Here is a 17476-nt window from a genome sequence, read left to right on the forward strand (position 1 = left end):
GTTCTCGACATGACCCCGCTTCGTCGCGGGGAGGTTAGGTGGTGCTGTCGCCGGAGGGGTCCGACGGGTCACGCTCGCGGGCGCCGCCGCGGTCGCGTCCTTCCCGCTCGCTCTCGATCAGCTCGTTGAGCCAGCGGACCTCGCGCTCGACGGACTCCATGCCGTGGCGCTGGAGTTCGAGGGTGTAGGCGTCCAGCTTCTCGCGGGTGCGGGCCATGGACGCGCGCATCTTGGCGAGGCGCTCCTCCAGGCGGCTGCGGCGGCCCTCCAGGACGCGCATCCGCACGTCGCGCGAGGTCTGGCCGAAGAAGGCGAAGCGGACGCCGAAGTGCTCGTCCTCCCAGGCGTCGGGCCCCGTCTGGTCGAGGAGCTCCTCGAAGCGCTCCTTGCCCTCGGCCGTGAGCCGGTAGACGATCCGCGCCCTGCGGTTGGACAGGGGGGTGGCCCGGGGGTCGTCGGCCGCACGGCCGGACTCCTCGGCCAGCCAGCCCTGCTGGACGAGCGTTTTCAGGCACGGATAGAGGGAGCCGTAGCTGAACGCCCGGAAGACCCCGAGCGAGGTGTTGAGCCGCTTCCGCAGCTCGTAGCCGTGCATCGGGGACTCGCGCAGGAGACCGAGAACGGCGAACTCCAGGACACCGGAACGTCGGCTCACCTGGGGGATCACCTCCGTCCTCATCGGTCGTGCCTTGCCTTTCGAGCCCTCTAGTGTGGTGCGATGCATTGAGCCGATGTATCAGCTCGATACATCAGCACGATAGAACGAGTCGGCGGGCTGAGCAAGCAGGGGACCGGTGAAGGGGGTCACATCTTCACTTCGCACCGCACACAATGCCGGTATTGCCCCTTTCTTAGGGAAAGTTGGCACTTTGCGGCTGCGTAGGCTTGGGTCCGTGCAGACCACCACGGCTGGGAACCTTGGGGCGCCTGGCGGCGTCCTTGTTCCAGGTGCAGTGCGCCCGCATCCGGGGACGGACCGCACATCGGGGGACTGGATGCCACAGGAAGTACCTGCCGTCTACAGACACTTGTGTCTGTCCGAGGAGTAGCTGTCCATGAGCGAGCACCGTCGCAAGCCGCCGCAGGGCCGCGGTCGTCGCGCAGCGGCACCGTCCGGCCGCCGGGCGACTCCCCCGCCCGGGTCGCCCGCGGGCGACCCGCCGGGCGCGACGCGGGACCGGCCGTACGGCAGCCGGGCGGAGGCACGGCGGGCCGCGCAGCGGGGTGGCGGCAGGCGGCGGGCGGCCACGCCCGCCGAGGGCGTGACCGGCGGCAGGCGCAGGCGGGCGGAGCCGGAGCGCCGGAGGCGTTTCATCGACTACCCGCGCTCCGGGTACAGCGGGATGCGCCGCTTCGTGCCGTCGTGGAAGCAGGTGATCGGCTCGTGCGTCGCGTTCACCGGGATGTTGATCGGGCTGATCGGCATCGCGTACGCCATGACGGACATCCCCACCGCCAACGACATGGCCGTCCAGGAGAGCAACGTCTACTACTGGGCGGACGGCTCCCGGATGGTCGTCGCCGGCGCGAGCAACGTCAACCGGCAGAACCTCGACCTCCAGGACATCCCGCAGGCGATGCAGGACTCGGTGGTCTCCGCGGAGAACGCCACCTTCTGGGAGGACCCGGGCATCGACCTGATGGGCATCGGCCGCGCCGTGGTCAACATGGCGCGCGGCGGCGAGACCCAGTCGGGCTCGACCATCACCCAGCAGTTCGTGAAGAACATGTACCTCACCCAGGACCAGACCCTGGAGCGCAAGGGGCGTGAGCTGCTGCTGTCGGTGAAGGTCGGCGCGGAGTACTCCAAGGAAGAGATCATGGAGGGGTACCTCAACACCTCCTACTTCGGCCGCGGCGCCTGGGGCATCCAGGCCGCCGCCCAGGCGTACTACGGGAAGGACGCGAAGGACCTCAGCGCCAGCGAGTGCGCGTTCCTGACCGCCCTGCTCAAGGGCCCCGACCTGTACGACCCGTACGCGGGCGGGGACACCGAGGGCATCAACGACGAGAACCTCGCGCGCGCCGAGGAGCGGTGGTCCTGGGTGCTGGACCGGCGGATAGAGGTCGGTGAGGGGCTGAGCACGCAGGAGCGCCAGGAGATCGCCGAAGTGGGCTTCCCCATGCCGAACGAGCCCACCAAGGCGATGGAGAAGGCCGGACAGATCGGCTACCTGACGGACCTGGTCGACCAGTACCTGATCGCGAACGACGTCCTGTCGAAGGAGGAGCTGGAAGCCGGCGGCTACCAGATCTACACCACCTTCGACGAGGCGATGGTGAACGAGATGGAGGCCGCGGTCCAGCAGATCTCCGAGGAGAACATCGACCCGGAGCTCCGCGACGAGGACCGGCACGTCCAGTTCGGCGGCGCCGCCGTGGTGCCGGGTGACGGGGCGATCCGCGCGATCTACGGCGGCGTCGACTGGACCGAGCACTACGTCAACAACGCCAACAACCCCGGTGCCCAGGTGGGTTCGACGTTCAAGCCCTTTGTGCTGGCCGCGGCCATGCGCGACGGCGTCCGGGACCCCGAGGGGCCCGTGGAGCAGAGCCGGGAGGAGCGGACGCAGGTCTCGCCGGACAGCGTGTACCGCAGCGAGGACGAGCTCCTCATCCACAACTACAACGGCGACCCCGTCATGGTGGACGACGAGGAGACGGGCGAGTCCGTCCAGTGGCGGCAGAACAACTTCGAGGGCGGCTCGCAGGGCGACATCACCCTGCGCGAGGCCATGGAGGTGTCGGCCAACGCGCCGTTCGTCCAGCTCGGCATGGACGTCGGGCCGGCCACGGTCGCCCAGGCGGCCATGGACGCGGGCCTGTTGGAGGACAGCCTCGGCAGGGCCGACGACACCGTCCCCACCTTCGCGCTCGGTGTCTCCACTCCGGGTCCTATCCGGATGGCGGCGGCGTACGCGACGTTCGCCGCCAGCGGCGAGCAGGCCGAGCCCTACTCGGTGGTCAGCGTCGAGAACAGCCGGCTGGACTTCACCTGGGAGCACCGGAGCGAGACCACCCAGGCGTTCGACTCGGTGGTGGCCGACAATGTGACCGACGTCCTCACCGAGGTCGTCCAGGGTGACGAGGGCAGCGGCGAGCGCGCCCAGGAGCTCGGCCGCCCCGTCGCCGGCAAGACCGGCACCACCGACGACAACAAGAGCGCCTGGTTCGTCGGCTACACCACCCAGCTCTCCACCGCCATCGGCATGTGGCGCCTCCCCGACTCCGAGGAGGACCTCGTCGGCGACGAGGAGATGGGCTTCATGCCCATGTACGGCACGGGGGGCAACGAGAGGAACAACGGCAGCAACATCCCGCTGTCGATCTGGCTGGCCTTCATGGAGGAGGCGACCGCGGGGGAACCGATCGAGGAGTTCCCCGAGCCCGGTGAGATCGGCGAGGTCCTCTGGGGCGGCGGCGCCGAGAGCCCGCCTCCGGCACAGCAGGAGCCGCGGGAGACCGAGGAGCCCGTGGAGCCCGAGGAGAGCCACTCGCCGGACCCCACGGAGGAGCCGACGGACGAGCCGACCACGGTGGAGCCCACCACACCCGACCCCACCGACACCTGCGGGCCGTTCGACCCGGACTGCGGGGACGGCGGCACCGACACGGGCACCGACGAGGGCATCGAGGGCGGTACCGACGCCGGCACGGATCAGGGCACCGACCAGGGGACCGACCAAGGCACCGACCAGGGAGCCGGCAACCAGGGCAACGACGGAGGACTCTTCGGCGGCGGCACGGGATAGCTGTGCCCTGACGCCCTGACGGTGGGCCGTGCGGCAGGATGTGGGCATGGCACAACCCCTCCCGCGCGCGGCGGCGCGGCCCACCGACCAGGACGACACGGCCGCCGCGGCCAGCGAGCTGATCGGCGGACCGGCCGGCCGGCGGGCCGTTTCCGCCGGCGGCTGGTGGAACCCGGTGCGGGTCGTGGCCCTGGTGATGATCGGGATGTTCGCGCTCGGCATGGCGCAGAAGGCCCCGTGCTACGAGAGCGGCTGGTTCCACGGCCCGGCCGACCAGTACACCCATGCCTGCTACTCCGACATCCCCCACCTCTACCGCGGGCGCGGCTTCGCCGATGGGCTCGTGCCGTACTTCGACCGCATCCCCGCGGAGCTGTCCGGCGGCATGGAGTACCTCGAATATCCGGTGCTCACCGGCCTGTTCATGGAGGTCGCGGCCTGGTTCACGCCGAACGGATCCACCGACCCGAGCCCCGGGCAGATCTACTGGCTGGTCAACGCCGGGCTGCTGATGATCTGCGCGGTGATCATCGCGGTCTGCGTCGCCCGCATCCACCGCGACCGGCCCTGGGACGGGCTGCTGATCGCGCTCGCCCCCGCCCTGGCGCTCACCGCCACCATCAACTGGGACCTCCTGGCCGGAGCCCTGACCTGCTGTGCCCTGCTGATGTGGTCACGCGGTCGTCCCTTCGCCACCGGTGTCCTGCTGGGGCTCGCCACCGCCGCCAAGTTCTACCCGGTGCTGCTGCTGGGTCCGCTGCTGGTGCTGTGCTGGCGGGCCGGGCGGTGGCGGGAGTTCCGCGCGGCGGCCGTGGGCGCGATCGGCGCCTGGCTGGCGGTCAACCTCCCGGTGCTGATCGCCGCCCGGGAGGGCTGGGCCCAGTTCTACACGTTCAGTGAGGAACGGCCCGTCGACTTCGGCTCGTTCTGGCTGATCATCGCCCAGCGCACCGACGCGGACCTCGGGGCCGTCAACACCTACGCGGCGGTGCTTGTCGCCCTGGGCTGCGCCGCGATCGGCCTCCTGGCCCTGGCCGCGCCCCGCCGTCCCCGGCTGGCGCAGCTCGCTTTCCTGGTCGTCGCGGTCTTCGTCCTCACCAACAAGGTGTACTCCCCGCAGTACGTGCTCTGGCTGATCCCGCTGGCCGTCCTCGCCCGGCCCCGCTGGCGGGACTTCCTGATCTGGCAGGGCTGCGAGGTCCTGTACTTCCTGAGCATCTGGATGTACCTCGCCTTCCTCAATACCGACGACCGGCACGGGCTGTCCGTCGGCGGCTACCAACTCGCCATCTTGATCCACTTGTTGGGCACCGCCTATCTGTGCGCCATGGTCGTCCGCGACGTGCTGCGCCCCGAGCACGACGTCATCCGGCGCGACGGCTCCGACGACCCGGGCGGCGGCGTGCTGGACGGCGCGGCGGACATCTTCACCCTGCGCCGCCCGCGACCCGCCCCGGCGGCCCCGGCCGCCTTCGTCGACTGGGGCACCTCACCCCGGCTCCCGGCCGACACCGGCCGGACCGAGCCGGAGGCATGACGTTTCACGTGAAACTTGTAAAACATGGAAGACCCGGACAACGCACCGGCGACCGCGCCGATCTGCGTTCCCTGCTGCGCCTCCCCGGTTTCCGGCACCTGCTGACCGTCCGGCTGCTGTCCCAGTTCGCCGACGGCGTCTTCCAGGTCGGGCTCGCCGCCTATGTGGTCTTCTCTCCCGAGCAACAGACCAGCGCGGCGGACATCGCCGCCGCGATGGCCGTTCTGCTCCTGCCGTACTCCCTCCTCGGCCCCTTCGCCGGGGTCCTGCTGGACCGCTGGCAGCGACGCCAAGTGCTGTTCCACGGCAACCTCATCCGGAGCGTGCTGGCGGCCGGCACCTGCGCGCTGGTGCTCTCCGGGGTGCCCGACTGGCTCTTCTACCTCTCCGCGCTGTCGGTCACCGCGGTCAACCGGTTCATCCTGTCCGGGCTCTCCGCCGGACTCCCCCACGTCGTGGACACCGAGCGGCTCGTCGTCGCCAACTCGCTCTCCCCCACGGCCGGCACGCTCGCCGCCACGGTCGGCGGCGGCATGGCCTTCGCGGTGCAGATGCTCGCCCGGAGCGAGGGCGTCGAGAACGCGCTGGCACTGCTGCTCGCCGCCGCCGTCTACGCCGCGGCGGGCCTGGCGGCGCTCCGCATGGCGCCCGGACGGCTCGGGCCGGACGAGGGCAGGCCACCGGAACGTCTGGGCGCCGCGCTCGCGGACACCGTGCGCGGACTGGCCGCCGGACTCCGGCACCTGGGCACACGGCCGGTGGCGGCCTGGACGCTGGGCGCGCCCGGCCTGATGCGCTTCTGCTACGGAGCGCTGCTGGTGACCGTGCTGATGCTCTGCCGCTACGCCTGGTCGGACAGTGGGAACGGCGGGGACAGCGAACCCGGCGGGGACGGGGACGGGGGGCTGGCCTGGCTGGGCGTGGCGATCGGCGTCTCCGGGGCCGGGTTCTTCCTCGCCGCGCTCCTCACCCCCTGGGCGGTGAGACGGCTGGGCCGTCTCGGCTGGTTCACCGCCTGCGCCGGGCTCGCGGCCGTGCTGGTACCGGCCTTGGGGCTGCCGTTCCGGCCGGTGCCCGGCATGCTCGCGGCGTTCGTGCTCGGGCTCGTCTCCCAGGGCGCGAAGATCGTGACCGACACGGTGGTGCAGTCGTCGGTGGAGGACACGTTCCGCGGCCGGGTGTTCTCCCTCTACGACATGATCTTCAACATCGCCTTCGTCGGCGCGGCCGGACTGTCCGCCCTGATGCTGCCACCGGACGGCCGTTCCGCCGCGCTGCTGCTGACCGTCTCCGCCCTCTACGCGGCCACCGCCGTCCTGACCTCCCGGCTGCACCGTTTCACGTGAAACGGACGAGTCGGACGGGCAGGACGGCAGCAGGGGGCAGGGGTCGCGTGATCAGGCCGGGGACTGGGCGGCCCACCACTCCTTGAGCGCGGTGATCGCGCCGTCCCGGCCCATCGGGCCGTTCTCCAGGCGGAGCTCCAGCAGGTGGCGGTAGGCGCTGCCGATCTCCGGACCCGGGCCGATGCCCAGGATCTCCATGATCTCGTTGCCATTGAGATCCGGCCGGATGGCGTCCAGCTCCTCCTGCTCCTTGAGCTGCTCGATCCGCTTCTCCAGGCTGTCGTACGCCTGCGAGAGGGCCAGCGCCTTCCGCTTGTTCCGGGTGGTGCAGTCCGAGCGGGTCAGCTTGTGCAGCCGGTCGAGCAGGGGGCCGGCGTCGCGCACGTAACGGCGCACCGCCGAGTCGGTCCACTCGCCCGTGCCGTAGCCGTGGAACCGCAGGTGCAGTTCGACGAGCCGGGCGACGTCCTTGATCATCTCGTTGGGGTACTTGAGCTTGGTCATGCGCTGCTTGACCATCTTGGCGCCCACCACCTCGTGGTGGTGGAACGAGACCCGGCCGTCCTTCTCGAAGCGCCGCGTCCTGGGCTTGCCGATGTCGTGCAGCAGGGCCGCCAGCCGCAGCACCAGGTCACGCTCCGGGCCCTCCAGGGCGATCGCCTGCTCCAGCACGGTCAGGCTGTGCTCGTAGACGTCCTTGTGCCGGTGGTGCTCGTCGCGCTCCAGGCGCAGCGCGGGCACCTCCGGCAGCACCCGTTCCGCCAGACCCGATTCCACGAGCAGCGTGAGGCCCTTGCGCGGGTGGTCGGCGAGAACGAGCTTGTTCAGCTCGTCCCGGACCCGCTCGGCGGAGACGATGTCGATCCGCTCGGCCATGTCCGTCATCGCGGCCCGCACGGGCTCGGCGACCGTGAAGTCGAGCTGGGCGGCGACCCGGGCCGCGCGCAGCATGCGCAACGGGTCGTCGGAGAACGACTCCTCGGGGGTGCCGGGCGTGCGCAGCACCCGCTCGGCGAGGTCGGTGAGCCCGTGGTGCGGGTCGATGAACTCCTTCTGCGGCAGGGCGACGGCCATGGCGTTGACCGTGAAGTCCCGCCGCAGCAGGTCCTCCTCCAGGGAGTCGCCGTAGGCCACCTCGGGCTTGCGGGAGGCCCGGTCGTAGTGCTCCGACCGGTAGGTGGTGATCTCCAGCAGGTAGTCCTTGTGGCCGCCGTCCACCGCCTCCGCCGGGGCGGTCTTCCGGCAGCCGACCGTGCCGAACGCGATCCCGACCTCCCAGACGGCGTCCGCCCACGGCCGCACGATGCGCAGGACGTCCTCGGGCCGCGCGTCGGTGGTGAAGTCCAGGTCGTTGCCCAGCCGCCCCAGCAGCGCGTCCCGGACCGAGCCGCCGACCAGGGCCAGGGAGAACCCGGCCCGCTGGAACCGGGCGGCGAGGTCGTCGGCGATGGGGGAGACCCGCAGCAGCTCGCTCACGGCCCGCCGCTGCACCTGGCCGAGGCCGGCCGCCTGGCGGGGCTCAGTGTCATTCCTGTCGTTCGGCACAACAGCACAGCGTACGGGGCGGCGCCGCCCCCGAGTGCCCCCGGTGCTCCCGTCCACGGCACTCCGACATGCCGATCATCGTTACCATGAGGGCGGGTTGTTGACTCCAGGGAACGGGGCTGGCGCGTGGCGGTGGCGGGCGGACGAAGGCGCGGCGGCCGGCGGCTGGCCTCACTGCTGGCCGCGGTGATCGCCGTTCCCCTGCTGACCGGTCTGGCGCCCGTGCCGGCGGCGAGTGCCGCCGCGCCCGCCGCGGAGGCCGCCACCGGTGACCGGACGGCGACCGTCTCCATCACCGATCTCGAACCGGCCGTGCCCGGCGAGGACGACACCCTCTCCATCCGCGGCACCATCACCAACGAGGGTGACTCCCCGATCGTCGGCAGTTCGGTCGCCGCCCGGCAGGCCGTCCCGCTGCGCAGCCGCGCGGCCATCGACGCGGCGGTGGACCGCACCGGCTTCGACCTCGGAGCCGACGGCCAGATAGTGCGAGGCCACGGTCAGGACATCGGGACGATCCAGCCCGGCATGTCGGCCACGTTCTCCCTCACCGTCCCGGTCTCCGCGCTGGCCCTCGGCGAATCCGGTGTCTACCAGCTCGGCGTCGGGCTGACCGGCCGGACGGAGGCCGAGAGCTGGGGGGACCAGGTCCTGGGCCTGGGCCGGACCGTGCTGCCCTGGCAGCCGGACGCCGGGGTGGACGCCCCGCAGACCCGGCTCACCGTGCTGTGGCCGCTGATCTCCACCACCCACCTCACCTCCCAGACGGACGGGGACGAGGAGCAGACCCCCGCCTTCCGCAACGACGACCTGCTCCACGAGATCTCCCCCGGCGGCCGGCTCCACCAGCTCGTCTCCCTTGGCGCCGACCTGCCCGTCACCTGGGTCATCGACCCCGACCTCCTCGCCTCCGTGGACGCCATGCGCGAGGACTACCTCGTCGAGACGGACGACGGTCTGGTCCCGGGCGACGGCCAGGACGAGGCCCTGGCCTGGCTGTCGATGCTCAAGCAGGCCGTGGAGGACGACGAGGTCATCGCCCTCCCGTTCGGGGACCCCGACATCGCCTCCCTCGCCCACCAGGGCCTGGACGTGCACGGCGCCCTCTCCCAGTTCGCCACCGCGAGCGCGACCGCGGGCCCCACCGTGGAGACCGTTCTCGTGGACTCGGAGCCCAGCACCGACTTCGCGTGGCCGGTGGACGGCGCCATCGACCCCTCCATCGTGTCGGTCGCCACCTCGGCGGGCGCCACCCACGTCATCACCCGCAGCGACAGCCTCCGCCCGGGCGAGGGCCTGTCGTACACCCCGACCGCCGCCCGCCCGCTCGGCGGCGGCACCACGGCGATCGTCGCGGACGCCGGGCTCTCGACCCTCTTCGAGGGCGACATGACCAGCACCGGCTCCGTCGCGCTGGCGCGGCAGCAGCTTCTGGCGCAGACACTCGCGATCACCCTGGAGGAGCCCGCCAACGAACGCAGCGTCGTCCTCGCCCCGCAGCGGATGCCCACCGCCGCCCAGGCGCAGGCGCTGGCCTCCGCCGTCCAGGGCCTCCAGGACGACGCCGGCTGGGTCGCCTTCGCCGACATGTCCGAGGCCGCCGCGGCCGAGCCCGACCCGGCGGCGAACCACCAGGTGCCGTCCGCCGAGGCGTACCCGGCGGACCTGCGCGAGCAGGAGCTGTCCACCAGCATCTTCCAGTCGATGCGCGAAACGCAGCGGACCCTGGAGGACTTCCTGGTCATCCTCACCATCCCGGACCGGGTCGAGATCCCCTTCGGCAACGCCATCAGGCGCGAGATGTCCACCTCCTGGCGCGGCGACGGCGAGGCGGCCGAGGAGTACGGCAACGCCGTCCAGGAGGGCCTGGTCGCGCTCACCGAGCGCGTCCACCTCATCCCGAAGTCCGACATCACCCTGTCCGGCCGCAGCGCCACCATCCCGGTCACCGTCCAGAACGACCTCGTCCAGGACGTGCAGAACCTGGAGCTGCGCCTGACCTCCCACCGCCAGCTCGGCCTGGAGGTCAGCGGCACGCAGGAGGTGCGGATCGAGGGCGGCCACAGCCAGTCGTTCAAGTTTTCCGCCACGGCCCGCGCCAACGGCGTCATGCCGCTGTCGGCCCGCCTCTTCACCTCGGAGAAGGAGGCGTACGGCGAGGAGATCTCGTTCGAGGCCGAGGTCACCGAGATCACCCCGCAGGTGATGATGGTCATCGCGGGCGGCATCCTGCTGATGGTCCTGGCGGGCATCCGGATGTTCAGCCAGCGCAAGCGCGCGGCGCGCAGGGCCGCGGCGGCGGACAGCGGTGGCGGGACCGCCGACGTGGAAGCCGCCGACGCTCAGTCCGCCGACACCGGGACGGCCGGGGTGAGCGCCACCGGAGCCGGCCCGGACCCGGGCGAGAGCGGCACCGACACCGGTGCGGACGTCGGCGGCACCCCGCCCGGGAGTGAGAGGCTGGACCCCAACGAGTGAGCCGCCAGCCGGAGGGTCACCGCCGGTCCGGGAATTCGAGGTGGGGTAGCGATGCAAGCGCCGTATGACCGTGAACACGGCCAGGCGCCGGGTGGTGGAGATCCGTCCGGCTGGCCGGAGGACCAGCAGGGCCACCCCGAGCAGCCCCCCGCTTACGAACCGCCGGCCTACGAACCGCCCGTGTACGACCCGCGCGGCTCCTACGACCCGTCGGTCTACCAGCCGCAGCAGCCGGCCCACGACCCGTACCTCGCGGACACCTACCGGCACGACCCCTACGCCGCGCACGATCCCCTGAGCGGGCCCCCGCTGCCGCAGGAGGGAGCGGGCGAGGGCTACTACGACCGGTCCACGCCGTACCACCAGCAGCAGCCCCCGGCCGCCGGATACGCGCCCGATCCGCGGCAGTGGTACCCCGCGCCCCCCGCCGGGCCCGAGGGCGGCCTCTTTTACACATCTCCGAGCCCCCGAGCCAGGCAGAAAACTCGTATGCCTCCGGTCCTCTTCGCCGAAACGGCGATGTGTATAGGAGCCAGCCAGATGGGTATAGGAGCCAGCCTCGGCACCGCCCGCCCCGAAGAAGGGCGGCAAGGTCGGCGGACTGCTGCGCTCCAGCGCCATCATGGCCGCCGGCACCCTCGTCTCCCGCGTCACCGGCTTCTTCCGGCAGCTCGTCCTCGTCGCCGCCCTCGGCGCGGCGGTCCTCGGCGACACCTACACCGTCGCCTGGTCCCTGCCGGCCATGATCTACATCCTCACCATCGGCGGCGGACTGAACTCCGTCTTCGTCCCCCAGCTCGTCCGCGCCATGCAGAACGACGAGGACGGCGGCGACGCCTACGCCAACCGGCTCCTCACCCTCGTCATGGTCGTGCTCGCCGGCCTGGTGATCGTCGCGGTGCTCGCCGCACCGCTGCTGATCCGCATGATGTCCGCCTCCATCGCGGGCAACCCGCCCGCCAACGACATCGCCGTCACCTTCGCGCGGTACTTCCTGCCGACCATCTTCTTCATGGGCGTCCACGTGGTGCTCGGGCAGATCCTCAACGCCCGCGACCGCTTCGGCCCGATGATGTGGACGCCGGTCCTCAACAACATCGTGGTGATCTTCACCCTCGGAATGTTCCTGTGGGTCTACGGGACCCAGCGCACCTCGGGCATGAGCGTCACCACCATCACCCCCGAGGGCGTCCGCCTCCTGGGCGTGGGCACGCTCCTCGGCCTCGTCGTCCAGGCGCTGGCGATGTTCCCGTACCTCCGCGCCGCCGGATTCCGCTTCCGCCTCCGCTTCGACTGGCGCGGCCACGGTCTGGGCAAGGCCGCCACGATGGCCAAGTGGAGCGTGCTGTTCGTCCTCGCCAACCAGGCCGGGCTCGTCGTCGTCACCCAGATCGCCACCTGGGCCGGCGAGAACGCCGAACGCGACGGCTACGAGGGCACCGGCTTCATCGCCTACAACAGCGCCCTGCTCATCTGGCAGATGCCGCAGGCCATCATCACCGTGTCGGTCATGGCGGCGCTGCTGCCCCGCCTCTCCCGCTCCGCCGCCGACGGCGACACCGCCGCCGTGCGCGACGACCTCTCCCAGGGGCTGCGCACCTCCGCCGTGGCGATCGTCCCCACCGCCTTCGCCTTCCTCGCCCTCGGCGTGCCGATGTGCACCCTGCTCTTCGGCTCGGCGGGCGAGGAGGGAGCACGCTCCTTCGGCTACATCCTGATGGCGTTCGGCCTGGGCCTGATCCCCTTCTCCGCCCAGTACGTCGTGCTGCGCGCCTTCTACGCCTACGAGGACACCCGGACGCCGTTCTACAACACGGTCATCGTCTCCGCCGCCTGGATCGTGCTGTCCGTGCTCGGCTTCCTCGTCCTGCCGGACCGGTGGGTCGTCGCCGGCATCGCTCTCGGGTACGGCATCGCGTACGCGCTGGGCGTCTCCGTCGCCTGGCGCCGCCTGCGCCGCCGGATGGGGACCGACCTGGACGGCGCCCGCGTGGTGCGCACCTACATCCGGCTCATCGGGGCCAGCATCCCGGCCGCTCTCCTGGGCGGCGCGGCGGGCTTCGCCGTGCTCGGCGCGGTCGGCGAGGGCCTCCTGGGCTCCCTGGCGGCGCTGAGCGCCGGTGGCGTCATCCTGCTGGGCGTGTTCTTCGTCGCCGCGCGCCGGATGCGCGTCGAGGAGCTCAACGCCCTGGTGGGCATGGTCCGCGCCCGTCTGGGGCGCTGAGCACCGCTTCCGCCGCCGGATCGCCGCCCGCCGAGCCGGCGTACGCAACCCCGGCGCCACGCGCCGTACAACCTGCGGCCGTACTCACATGTCGTGCAGGGTGACGGAGTACCGGCACAATGAATCTGGCAGGGTCAGCATCCGGCAGCCGAGATCGGGGAGGCGGGAACGACGGTGGCGGAACGGAGCACGGCGACGAGCTCACCGCAGCGTCCAGCGAGCGCCCAGCACGCCACGGACTCTGACGACACCCAGGCGGCCGGTCCGGTGGCCCGGGCCGCCACGGCCGGGGGTTCCACCCCGTCCGCCGACGACTCCGCCGACTCCGCTGACATCGAGGACGCCCCCGTGCCACCCGAACTGCACAGCGGCCACCGCCTCGCCAAGCGGTACCGGCTGGAGGAGTGCATCACCCGTTTGGACGGCTTCAGCAGTTGGCGTGCCGTCGACGAGAAGCTGCGCCGCGCCGTCGGGGTCCACCTGCTGCCCGCCGGACACGAGCGCGCCGAGGCCGTGCTCTCCGCCGCCCGCTCCGCCGCCCTCGTCGGCGATCTCCGTTTCGTGCAGGTCCTCGACGCCGCCGAGGAGAACGGCCTCGTCCACGTCATCCACGAGTGGCTCCCGGACGCCGTGCCGCTCAGCACCGTGCTCCAGACCGGCCCCCTCGACGCCTTCGAGGTCTGCGCCCTGGCCACCCAGGTCTCCCAGGCGATGGCCGCGGCCCACCGCAAGGACCTCGCGCACCTGCGGCTGACCCCGGGCACGGTCCTGCGCACCGGCCCCGGCCAGTTCCGCATCCGCGGCCTCGCGGTCGACGCCGCGCTGCGCGGCATCACCTCGCGGGAACCGCGCCGCGCCGACACCGAGGCGATCGGCGCCCTGCTGTACGCCGCCCTGACCCAGCGCTGGCCCTACGGCGACGGCGCGTACGGCCTGCGCGGCGTGGCGGGCCTCGGCAAGGGCTCCCGCGACCCGCTGGCCACCCCGGAGCAGGTCCGGGCCGGTGTGCACCGAGGGCTCTCCGAGCTCGCGATGCGTGCCCTGGACAACAACGGCGCCACCGCGGCCAGCCATGAGCCGCCCTTCACCACGCCCGAGGAGCTCAGCGCGGCGCTGACCGTCCTGCCCCGCATCCCGCCGCCGGACCCCACGCCGACGCATCTGGTGGGGTACCAGCACACCACCTACCAGCGCGGCACGCTGGCGGCCCACGGCGTCGCCGCCCGTCCCGTCACCGCGGCGCCCGCCGCGGCGGCGGTCCCCACCCTGCCGGGCCGCACGGGGGCCGCCCTGAAGTGGGGCGTCTCCGCCCTCCTCATCGCCGCTCTCGGTCTGGGGAGCTGGCAGCTCGCCGACGCCCTGCTGAAGGGCGACGCGCCCGCCGAGGCGGCGCCGGTCGCCCCGCCCGTCTCCGCGGGGCGGGAGGAGCCGCCGATCCCGGAGCTGGTGAGCATCGAGAGCGTCACCGAGTTCGACCCGTACGCCAGCGGCACCGGGGGACAGGACCCGGAGTCCACGCCCCACATCATCGACGGCGATCCCGAGACCTACTGGCAGACGAAGAACTACTTCGGCCCGTCGTTCGCCAACCTCAAGCCGGGCCTCGGCCTCATCCTCGACCTGGGCGAACCGCGGGAGATCTCCTCCCTCACCGTCGACGCCGTCGGCTCCACCACCGTGGAGTTCCGCGCCGCCCCGGGAGCCGAGACCGCCCCCTCCACCATCGACGGTTTCGCCGCCCTCGACGAGGCCACCGGCGACTCGCTCACGCTGAGCGCGGAGTCCCCGGTCGAGACCCGGTTCGTCCTGGTCTGGCTCACCGAGCTGCCGCAGGGGCCCGACGGCAACTACCGTGGCCGCATCACGAACGTGGCCGTCGCCGAGTAGCCGGAACACAGGTCCCGGTGGTGCATCAGGAAGGGGGAGGGTCCGCCATGGGCAGACGCCTGCCTCACGAGCCCGCCGTCGCCGGAGACCAGGAGCTTCTGGACCGGCACGTCGCGGGCGACCCGGACGCCTTCGCGGAGCTGGTCCGCCGCCACCGCGACCGGCTCTGGGCCGTGGCGCTGCGCACCCTCGGAGACCGCGAGGAGGCCGCGGACGCCCTCCAGGACGCCCTCGTCTCCGCCTACCGGGCCGCCCACACCTTCCGCGGCCAGTCGGCTGTCACGACCTGGCTGCACCGCATCACCGTCAACGCGTGCCTGGACCGCGCCCGCAAGGCCAGGACCCGGCGCACCTCCCCCATGCCGGAGCCGGAGCGGCTGGAGACCCTGCTGGAGCCCCATGAGTCCGCGGAGGTTCCCGCCGAACGCCAGGACCTGCGGCGCGAGCTGAGTCTCGCCCTCGCCCAGCTCCCGGCCGAGCAGCGCGCCGCCCTGGTCCTCGTCGATCTCCAGGGGTACCCCGTGGCCGAGGCCGCCCGCATCCTGGAGATCCCGATCGGCACGGTCAAGAGCCGCTGTGCCCGCGCGCGGACGCGTCTCCTGCCCCTCCTGCGCCATCTGCACCCCCGGGCGACCGAGGAGGCGGCGGAAAGGAACCAGCCGACGGGCGCGTCCGTCCCACCCCCGAGGGACCAGGGCGAGAGCCGGACCGTGCGGGGAGGAGGGGCGTCCTCATGAACAGCGTCCACCCCGAGCCCGCCGAGATCGCGGCGCTCGACGAGGACCTGCTTTCCCCCGCCGACACGGCGCGGTTGCGCGCCCACCTCACCGAGTGCGCCCTCTGCGCGGAGGTCAGGACCGACCTGGCCGTCCTCCGCGACGAGCTCGCCGCCCTCCCCGACCCGGGCCCCCTCCCGGACGACATCGCCCTCCGCATCGACACGGCTCTCGCCGCAGAAGCCGCTGCCGAGGCCGCTGCCGAAGGCGTTTCACGTGAAACCAACGGAGCACGTGAAACCAACGGAGCACGTGAAACACAGGCGGCGCGTGACACGCGAGGAGGCTGGAGGCTGCGGTGGGCGCTGACGGCCGTGGGAGCCGTGGTCGGGCTGGGGCTCGGTGCCGTGGTGCTGCAATCGGTCGACAGCGGCGGGGGAGCGCACTCGGACGAGAACGTGACCGAGGCGCTCGTCGAGGACTCCGACACGGAACGCACCGCCGCCGGGGTCGAGGCGGAGGTGCGGGAGCTGCTCGCACGGACCGAGGGCTCCCCCGAACTCACCGCCGAGTCGACCGAAGAGGGCCAGCCACCGCCGGAGAGCGACCGGCTCCCGGAGACCATGGATCTGGCCGCGCCCGAAGTGCCGTCGTGCGTGCGGGCGGCGATCGGCCGTCAGGAGGCGCCCCTCGCCGCCGAGGAGGAGGACTACGAGGGCGTCGACACCTATCTCGTGGTGTTCCCGCACGCGGTGGATCCGAGGCGGGTGGACGCCTATGTCGTCACCGCGGCCTGCGTCACCGCCCCGTCCGCGGACTCCGGGGAGATCCTCCTCCAGGAGAGCTACCCCCGCGACTGACCGGAGGCGCGGCAGCGGGAATGTCTGGGACCCTAGGATCCGTTATTGGACTACGGACCCCGCCGGGGTCGCGGCCGACCCGAGACAAGGAAGACTCCCGTGAGCGACGTCCGCAACGTGATCATCATCGGCTCCGGACCTGCGGGCTATACCGCCGCGCTGTACACGGCACGCGCCTCGCTCAGCCCCCTCGTCTTCGAGGGCTCGGTCACCGCGGGCGGTGCGCTGATGAACACCACCGAGGTCGAGAACTTCCCCGGCTTCAAGGACGGGATCATGGGCCCGGACCTGATGGACAACATGCGGGCTCAGGCCGAACGCTTCGGCGCCGAGCTGGTCGCCGATGATGTCGTCTCGGTCGACCTGAGCGGCGAGATCAAGCTGGTCACCGACGGCGCGGGCACGGTGCACCGGGCGAAGGCCGTCATCGTGACGACGGGCTCGCAGCACCGCAAGCTCGGCCTGCCGAACGAGGACGAGCTCTCCGGCCGCGGAGTGTCCTACTGCGCCACGTGCGACGGTTTCTTCTTCCGCGAGCAGGAGATCGCGGTGATCGGTGGCGGTGACACCGCGATGGAGGAGGCCACCTTCCTCAGCCGCTTCGCCAGCACCGTCCACGTCATCCACCGCCGGGACACGCTGCGCGCCTCCGCCGCCATGCAGGAGCGGGCCTTCGCCGACCCGAAGATCAAGTTCGTCTGGGAGAGCGAGGTGGCGGAGATCCACGGCACCGACGGCAAGCTGTCGGGTCTCACCCTGCGCAACACCAGGACCGGCGAGACCTCGGCTCTTCCCGTGACGGGCCTCTTCGTGGCCATCGGACACGACCCCCGGGTGGAGCTGTTCGCGGGGCAGCTCGATCTGGACGCCGAGGGGTACCTGAGTGTCCATGCCCCCACCACGCGGACCAACATCCCGGGTGTCTTCGCCGCCGGCGATGTCGTTGACCACACGTACCGCCAGGCGATCACCGCGGCCGGCACCGGATGTGCCGCGGCGCTGGACGCCGAACGGTACCTCGCCGCCCTGGCCGACACCGAGTCGATCACCTCGGACCTCCAGGTCTGATCGCCGGGCTCTGCCACTTCACCCCACCCGTAGGACCCCGTAAGGCCCTGTCAGGCCCCGTAA

10 protein-coding genes and 1 pseudogene are annotated in these 17476 nt (G+C 71.8%); 9 read left to right on the plus strand and 2 right to left on the minus strand.

The window, feature by feature from the left end:
• Nucleotides 1-34: 34 nt before the first annotated feature.
• Nucleotides 35-655: a PadR family transcriptional regulator gene (locus tag BN2279_RS15775; RefSeq protein ID WP_059010881.1), complete on the minus strand. Its 621-nt coding sequence runs from the start codon at nt 653-655 to the stop codon at nt 35-37.
• Between the two features lie 400 nt (nt 656-1055).
• On the opposite strand from BN2279_RS15775, the gene BN2279_RS15780 reads away from it, so the two are divergent.
• Genes BN2279_RS15780 through BN2279_RS15790 form a run of 3 tightly spaced genes read left to right on the plus strand, consistent with a single transcriptional unit; the run spans nt 1056 to nt 6635 of the window.
• Nucleotides 1056-3752 carry a transglycosylase domain-containing protein gene (locus tag BN2279_RS15780; protein ID WP_059010079.1) on the plus strand — a complete coding sequence of 899 codons (2697 nt, stop codon included), beginning with the start codon at nt 1056-1058 and terminating at the stop codon, nt 3750-3752.
• Between the two features lie 46 nt (nt 3753-3798).
• Nucleotides 3799-5289, plus strand: a complete 1491-nt coding sequence (locus BN2279_RS15785; RefSeq protein WP_059010081.1) for a glycosyltransferase family 87 protein — start codon at nt 3799-3801, stop codon at nt 5287-5289.
• On the plus strand, nt 5286-6635 hold the full coding sequence (locus BN2279_RS15790; RefSeq protein ID WP_079032194.1) for an MFS transporter: 1350 nt from the start codon (nt 5286-5288) through the stop codon (nt 6633-6635). Before BN2279_RS15785 ends, BN2279_RS15790 begins: the two co-directional genes overlap by 4 nt.
• Before the next feature lie 51 nt (nt 6636-6686).
• Here BN2279_RS15790 and BN2279_RS15795 read toward each other — a convergent pair whose 3' ends face one another.
• Nucleotides 6687-8180, minus strand: coding sequence for a CCA tRNA nucleotidyltransferase (locus BN2279_RS15795; RefSeq protein ID WP_059010085.1), 1494 nt, complete (start codon nt 8178-8180; stop codon nt 6687-6689).
• Nucleotides 8181-8306: 126 nt separating this feature from the next.
• Between BN2279_RS15795 and BN2279_RS15800 the strand changes: the two genes are divergently transcribed.
• The 6 genes and pseudogenes from BN2279_RS15800 (at nt 8307) to trxB (ending at nt 17413) form a co-directional block, all read left to right on the plus strand.
• A complete protein-coding gene (locus tag BN2279_RS15800; RefSeq protein WP_234347883.1) occupies nt 8307-10658 on the plus strand; it encodes a DUF6049 family protein in 2352 nt (783 codons plus the stop codon).
• Between the two features lie 51 nt (nt 10659-10709).
• Nucleotides 10710-12882: pseudogene (gene murJ / locus BN2279_RS15805) on the plus strand (murein biosynthesis integral membrane protein MurJ).
• 174 nt (nt 12883-13056) lie between these two features.
• Nucleotides 13057-14769, plus strand: coding sequence for a protein kinase family protein (locus BN2279_RS15810; protein ID WP_059010087.1), 1713 nt, complete (start codon nt 13057-13059; stop codon nt 14767-14769).
• A gap of 47 nt (nt 14770-14816) precedes the next feature.
• Entirely contained in the window at nt 14817-15506 is a 690-nt protein-coding gene (gene sigM, locus BN2279_RS15815; protein WP_059010089.1) for an RNA polymerase sigma factor SigM, read from the plus strand.
• Nucleotides 15503-16345: an anti-sigma factor gene (locus BN2279_RS15820; RefSeq protein WP_059010090.1), complete on the plus strand. Its 843-nt coding sequence runs from the start codon at nt 15503-15505 to the stop codon at nt 16343-16345. Before sigM ends, BN2279_RS15820 begins: the two co-directional genes overlap by 4 nt.
• A 99-nt stretch (nt 16346-16444) precedes the next feature.
• A complete protein-coding gene (gene trxB / locus BN2279_RS15825) occupies nt 16445-17413 on the plus strand; it encodes a thioredoxin-disulfide reductase (protein WP_059010093.1) in 969 nt (322 codons plus the stop codon).
• Nucleotides 17414-17476 lie beyond the last annotated feature (63 nt).

The organism is Streptomyces specialis (assembly GCF_001493375.1).
GTDB lineage: Bacteria > Actinomycetota > Actinomycetes > Streptomycetales > Streptomycetaceae > Streptomyces > Streptomyces specialis.

What these genes read in the sequence shown, in the direction of transcription:
- BN2279_RS15790 (WP_079032194.1), top strand. Translation starts at nt 5,286, where the DNA reads ATGACGTTTCACGTGAAACTTGTAAAACATGGAAGACCCGGACAACGC.
- BN2279_RS15785 (WP_059010081.1), top strand. Translation starts at nt 3,799, where the DNA reads ATGGCACAACCCCTCCCGCGCGCGGCGGCGCGGCCCACCGACCAGGAC.
- BN2279_RS15820 (WP_059010090.1), top strand. Translation starts at nt 15,503, where the DNA reads ATGAACAGCGTCCACCCCGAGCCCGCCGAGATCGCGGCGCTCGACGAG.
- sigM (WP_059010089.1), top strand. Translation starts at nt 14,817, where the DNA reads ATGGGCAGACGCCTGCCTCACGAGCCCGCCGTCGCCGGAGACCAGGAG.
- BN2279_RS15780 (WP_059010079.1), top strand. Translation starts at nt 1,056, where the DNA reads ATGAGCGAGCACCGTCGCAAGCCGCCGCAGGGCCGCGGTCGTCGCGCA.